Annotated in this window: 8 protein-coding genes; 3 read left to right on the top strand and 5 right to left on the bottom strand. The window is 72.3% G+C overall.

The genetic code is table 11. From position 1 onward, the window contains the following. Nucleotides 1–99, top strand: a 99-nt coding sequence (locus E1264_RS46295) for a hypothetical protein (protein WP_347813455.1), incomplete at its 5' end; no start/stop codon positions are given. A 79-nt stretch (nucleotides 100–178) separates the two neighbouring features. Here E1264_RS46295 and E1264_RS40390 read toward each other — a convergent pair. From E1264_RS40390 to E1264_RS40380, 3 genes are all read right to left on the bottom strand, one after another. Beyond that, a complete protein-coding gene (locus tag E1264_RS40390) occupies nucleotides 179–523 on the bottom strand; it encodes an RNA polymerase-binding protein RbpA (RefSeq protein WP_024936496.1) in 345 nt (114 codons plus the stop codon). Between the two features lie 176 nt (nucleotides 524–699). Next, nucleotides 700–1,314, bottom strand: coding sequence for an ATP-dependent Clp protease proteolytic subunit (locus tag E1264_RS40385; protein ID WP_132182503.1), 615 nt, complete (start codon nucleotides 1,312–1,314; stop codon nucleotides 700–702). Then, the gene (locus E1264_RS40380) at nucleotides 1,311–1,904 is read right to left on the bottom strand and encodes an ATP-dependent Clp protease proteolytic subunit (RefSeq protein ID WP_165964637.1); all 594 of its coding nucleotides are present in this window, start codon (nucleotides 1,902–1,904) and stop codon (nucleotides 1,311–1,313) included. Before E1264_RS40380 ends, E1264_RS40385 begins: the two co-directional genes overlap by 4 nt. A gap of 160 nt (nucleotides 1,905–2,064) precedes the next feature. Between E1264_RS40380 and E1264_RS40375 the strand changes: the two genes are divergently transcribed. After that, entirely contained in the window at nucleotides 2,065–2,340 is a 276-nt protein-coding gene (locus E1264_RS40375) for a type II toxin-antitoxin system Phd/YefM family antitoxin (RefSeq protein WP_132182499.1), read from the top strand. On the opposite strand, the gene E1264_RS40370 is transcribed toward E1264_RS40375, so the two are convergent. Further along, entirely contained in the window at nucleotides 2,330–3,148 is an 819-nt protein-coding gene (locus tag E1264_RS40370) for a glycerophosphodiester phosphodiesterase (RefSeq protein ID WP_132182497.1), read from the bottom strand. The two genes, E1264_RS40375 and E1264_RS40370, sit on opposite strands and share 11 nt — an antisense overlap. A 118-nt stretch (nucleotides 3,149–3,266) precedes the next feature. On the opposite strand from E1264_RS40370, the gene E1264_RS40365 reads away from it, so the two are divergent. Beyond that, on the top strand, nucleotides 3,267–3,488 hold the full coding sequence (locus E1264_RS40365) for an EF-hand domain-containing protein (protein WP_132182495.1): 222 nt from the start codon (nucleotides 3,267–3,269) through the stop codon (nucleotides 3,486–3,488). 15 nt (nucleotides 3,489–3,503) lie between these two features. On the opposite strand, the gene E1264_RS40360 is transcribed toward E1264_RS40365, so the two are convergent. Continuing rightward, nucleotides 3,504–4,697 (bottom strand): MFS transporter (locus E1264_RS40360; RefSeq protein ID WP_132182493.1); only part of this gene is annotated, 1,194 nt, incomplete at its 5' end.

The raw sequence follows: 4,697 nt of genomic DNA, 5'->3' as shown, positions 1-4,697 counted from the left end.
GTCCTGCTGCGGCCCGACGGCCACATCGCCTGGATCGGCGACGACCAGCGGGACCTGGACGCCCACCTCACCCGCTGGTTCGGCGAGCCCGCCGCCTGACCCACCGCCTGACGCCGCCGGACATGGGTCGGGCCCGTACCGTCACCGGTACGGGCCCGATCCGCCGATCGTCAGCCGCTCACGCGGACTTCCTGCGCCCGGCGCGCAGGATCTCCAGCCGCTCCGCCAGGACCTCCTCAAGGTCTTCGAGCGTCCTGCGCTCCATGAGCATGTCCCAGTGCGTGCGCGGCGGCTTTCCCTTCTTCGCTTGCGGCAGTTCCCCGTCGACCCGCAGGGCCGTGGCCCCGCAGTTACGGCATTCCCAGGTCATCGGCACCTCGGCCTCGGCGGCGAGCGTCACGGTGAACCGGTGGCCCTTCGTGCAGGTGTAGTCCACCTCTTGCCGAGGGGCCAGATCGGTGTTGCGATCGTTCTCGTAGCTCGTCGCTCCGAGTCGGGTGCCGCGAAGTGCGCGCTCGGCCATCGTCACGTGCCTCCCAGACGGCTTGCGGTCTTGCCCTGACCAACGCTGAATCCCGTGACAAGATTCCCCGGGGCGGGATGATCCAACCCTGCCGTTTGCGTCCGCACCGGGCCGCGCCCCTGCGGCGGCCCTAGCGGCGGCCCTGCACCACCCCTGCTCGGGCCCTTGCACGGGTCTCAGCGGCGGGACGTGAGGACCTCGTCGACCAGCCCGTAGTCCTTGGCCTCGGCGGCGGTGAAGTACCGCTCCCGGTCCAGGTCGCGGCGGACGGTCTCGGGGTCCTTCCCCGTCGCCTCCGCCAGGATCGCCTCGGTCTGCTCCCGCAGCCGCAGCACCTCGCGGGCCTGGATGTCCAGGTCGGTGGTGTGGCCGCGGGCGACCTCGATCGCCGGCTCGTGCAGCAGGATCCGCGCGCCGGTCAGCGCCGCCCGCCGGCCCGGCGAACCGGCCGCCAGCAGGATCGCCGCCGCCGACCCGGCCTGCCCGACGCACGTCGTCTCGATCGGCGGCCGGACGTAGCGCATCGTGTCGCAGATCGCCAGCATCGAGGTCAGCGACCCGCCCGGCGAGTTGATGTAGAGGGCGATGGGCCGGTCGGGGTCCATGCCCTCCAGCGCCAGCAGCTGCGCGGTGACGTCGTTGGCGCTGATGTCGTCCACCGGCGCGCCGAGGAACACGATCCGGTCCTCGAAGAGCTTGTTGTAGGGGTCGGTGTGCTTGCGCCCGAGGGTGGTCTGCTCCTCGAACTCGGGAACGAGGTAGCGCCGCTCTGACCGTCCGGCCCGTGTCATGTGCCCACCCGGTCGGTGCTGTCGATGACGTGGTCGACGAATCCGTAGTCGCGGGCCTGCTCGGCGGTGAACCAGGCGTCGCGGTCGCCGTCGGCCTCGATCCGCTCCAGCGGCTGCCCGGTGTGGAACGCCGTCCGCTCCGCCAGGGTCCGCTTGAGGTACAGCGACTGCTCGGCCTGGATCTTGATGTCGGACGCGGTGCCGCCGATCCCGCCGTGCGGCTGGTGCATCATCACGCGCGCGTGCCGCAGCGCGTACCGCTTGCCCCGCGTCCCGGCGCACAGCAGCGTCTGTCCCATGGACGCGGCCATGCCCATCGCGACGGTGGATATGTCGTTCGGGACGAACTGCATCATGTCGTAGATCGCCATCCCGGCGTCGACGACCCCGCCGGGGGAGTTGATGTAGATCGTGATGTCGCGCTGCGCGTCCTGCGCCGCGAGGAGCAGTAGCTGCCCGTTGACCCGGTTGGCGAGCGAGTCGTCGATCTCGGTCCCGATGAAAACGATCCGCTGCGCGAGCAGCCGCTCGAACAGCTGCGCCTCCGCCACGATCGGCGCCTCCGCCACCCTCGCGTACGTCCTGCCCACGAACGTCTCCGCCCGTCGCTCGCCGTCCCAGCGTCCCGGTACCCCGTCCACGCGCCCTCCTCGATCTGTACAGTCCGTACGCTACGTACGTCAGCACGCTAGCTCCTACGGAACGGGGTGACCAGGGGTGAACGCGGCGTTTCGCTATACGATGAAATACGTGGATGTTCCGGTGACCGAAGCACGCGCCGAGTTCGCGGACCTGGTGAACCGGGTCGCCTACACCGGCGAGCCCGTCAAGCTGACGCGGCGGGGACGGGTGATGGCCGCGCTGATCTCCCCGGAGGATCTGGAGCTCCTGGAGATGGTGAGGTCGCAGCGCGTCGACCTGACCCAGGGCGCGGCGCAGGCCGCTCAGCCCGTCGACCGTCCGCAGTCCCCGGCCGCGCCGCTGCGCATCGCGGCCGAGCACCGCCCTCCCGGCTTCAGCCGCTGAGCCCCGAGGTGGTGGCGGGGCCGGGCCATTGGCCGCGGGCGGTCATGACGTCGCGGAGGGTGAGGAGCTCGTCGGTCATGATGCCGTCGACGCCGAGGTCGAGGAGGCGTTCCATGGCGGCGCGGTCGTTGACCGTCCAGGCGTGGACCTGCAGGCCCAGCTCGTGGGCGCGGGCGATGAACGACTCGGTGACGAACGGGAGGCGGCCCAGGCCGTAGGGGACCTGGGCGCAGGCCACGCCGGTGGCGGCCAGGCGGACGAGCTTCCCGGCCGGGCCGCCGTAGGACTTGGCGCGCAGCGCCATCACGCCGCGGGGCCCGAGCGCGGTGCAGACGTCGCGGTCGGTGAACAGGGGCAGGCGGGCGCGCATCTGGGCCAGCCGGCGGGTGGAGAAGGACGTGATGCACACCCGGTGCCAGGCGTTCGTGCGGTGCAGCGCCGCGGCGAGGGGGCCGATGACGGGGGCGTCCTTGAGGTCGATGTTGACGCGCGCGTCCGGGAACGAGCCGAGCAGGTCCTCCAGGCGGGGGATGGGCTCGGCGCCGCCGATGCGGGCCTTGGCGACCTCGGCGTAGGGGAGCCGGGCGATGGTGCCCGTGCGGTCGGTGACGCGGTCGAGGGTGCGGTCGTGGAAGGCGACGACGACGCCGTCGGCGGTGGCGTGCGCGTCGGTCTCCAGGTAGCGGTAGCCGAGGTCGACGGCGCGCTGGAAGGCGGCCATGGAGTTCTCCGGCCGGCCGCCCGCGCCGCCGCGGTGGGCGAAGGGGATCGGGCCCGGATGGTCGAGGAACTCGTACGTGCGTCGCACCCGTCCGATTATGGCCGACCTCGCCGCCACACTTGACCTTACTACGTAAAGGCACCAGGCGGATTGCGTCCAATGCTACGGTCGGCGGCGGCGAACTGATCACCAAAAGAGCAAGCCGATGGCGGACGTGAACGACTACCGCGCGACGTTCGAGCTGGTGGACGTCGACGGCGACGGGTACATCTCGACCGCCGAGCTGAAGAACCTGATGAGCAAGCTCGGGCAGGACATCACCGATACGCGTGCGGTGGAGGTGGTCGTGGCCGCCGACGCCAACGGCGACGGCAAGATCTCGCTGGAGGAGTTCACGGCGCTGATGGAGCGCACCGCCGACCTCTGATCCCGGCCGGCGTGGTCAGGGCGCCGGGTTGCGGCGGACCTTGACGGTGCTGTCGGTGCGGTGCATGACGCGCCCGTCGGGGGCGGTCTGGACGCGGTCGTGCTCGGCGCTGTAGAGGACGTCCCACTCGCCGTCCGGGAGCCGCAGGGACGCCAGGACCTCGGCGGCGGTGGGCAGGTGCGCCTTGGGGTAGGCGTCGGGGTCCCAGGGCGGGGGTCCGGAGTGCCCGACGATGAGCAGGGTGCCGCCGGGCGCGACGGCCGCCGCGGCGGCGCGCAGGACCGGCTCGCGCGGCAGCCCCTCCTGGGGGAAGTGCAGGAACGCGGCGGAGACCAGGTCGTAGGTGCCCTTGGGGAACGACACGCCCAGGTCGTGCTGCTGGAAGTCGATGCGGTCGGCGACGCCGGCGGCCTCGGCGTGGCGGGCGGCGCGTTCGAGGGCGACGCCGGAGATGTCGGTGGCGGTGACGTGCCAGCCGCGCTTGGCGAGCCAGATCGCGTCGCCGCCCTCGCCGCAGCCGAGGTCCAGGGCAGTGCCGGGTTCCAGGTCGGAGGTCTCCTGCACGAGCATCTGGTTGGGGTCGCCGCTCCAGAGGTGATCGTGCTCGGCGTAGCGGGAGTCCCAGAATTCCCGGCGTGCGGTGGTGTCGTCCATGGTCAGAGGGTGGACCCGGACGGGCTCGTCCGGCGAATCCTGTTGCGGTTTCGGCAAACACAGCAGCGGGGCCGGGGCGAGGGCGGCCGGGGCGGCGGCGAGGGCGCAGCAGAGCGGCAGGGGCAGCGCGTCCAGGAACACGCCGGTCGCGGCGGACCCGGCGGAGATGCCGAGGTTGACCGACGTGCTGGTCCACGCGACGGCGCGGGTGCGGGCGCGGGCTGGGGTGGCGGCGTCGGTGATCAGGAACGCGGTGGTGAAGGCGGGGCCGACGAACAGCCCGACGGTGAAGGCGGCCGCGGCCAGGGCGGCGACGGACGGGGCGAGCCCGGCCGCGGCGAGGACGACCCCGACCGGGCAGAGGACGGCGGCCAGGGCGGTGAGCAGGGCGGCGTACGCGACGGTCATCGGGGGCAGGGCGCGGCGTGGGCCGTGCCGGTCGATCAGTGCGGCGCGCAGCGGTGAGAGGGCGGCGCCGGTGAGCCCGTGCGCGGCCATCAGCGCGCCGGCGCGGGTGTAGGAGCCGGTGGAGGCGGTGAACGCCAGGGTCAGGGA

The sequence above is a fragment of the Actinomadura sp. KC216 genome (assembly GCF_004348535.1).
Classification (GTDB): Bacteria; Actinomycetota; Actinomycetes; order Streptosporangiales; family Streptosporangiaceae; genus Spirillospora.
Note: the sequence above shows the minus strand (reverse complement) of the source record. Positions and strands in the feature narration are given on the sequence as shown.

What these genes read in the sequence shown, in the direction of transcription:
- E1264_RS40390 (WP_024936496.1), bottom strand. Translation starts at nt 523, where the DNA reads ATGGCCGAGCGCGCACTTCGCGGCACCCGACTCGGAGCGACGAGCTAC.
- E1264_RS40385 (WP_132182503.1), bottom strand. Translation starts at nt 1,314, where the DNA reads ATGACACGGGCCGGACGGTCAGAGCGGCGCTACCTCGTTCCCGAGTTC.
- E1264_RS40365 (WP_132182495.1), top strand. Translation starts at nt 3,267, where the DNA reads ATGGCGGACGTGAACGACTACCGCGCGACGTTCGAGCTGGTGGACGTC.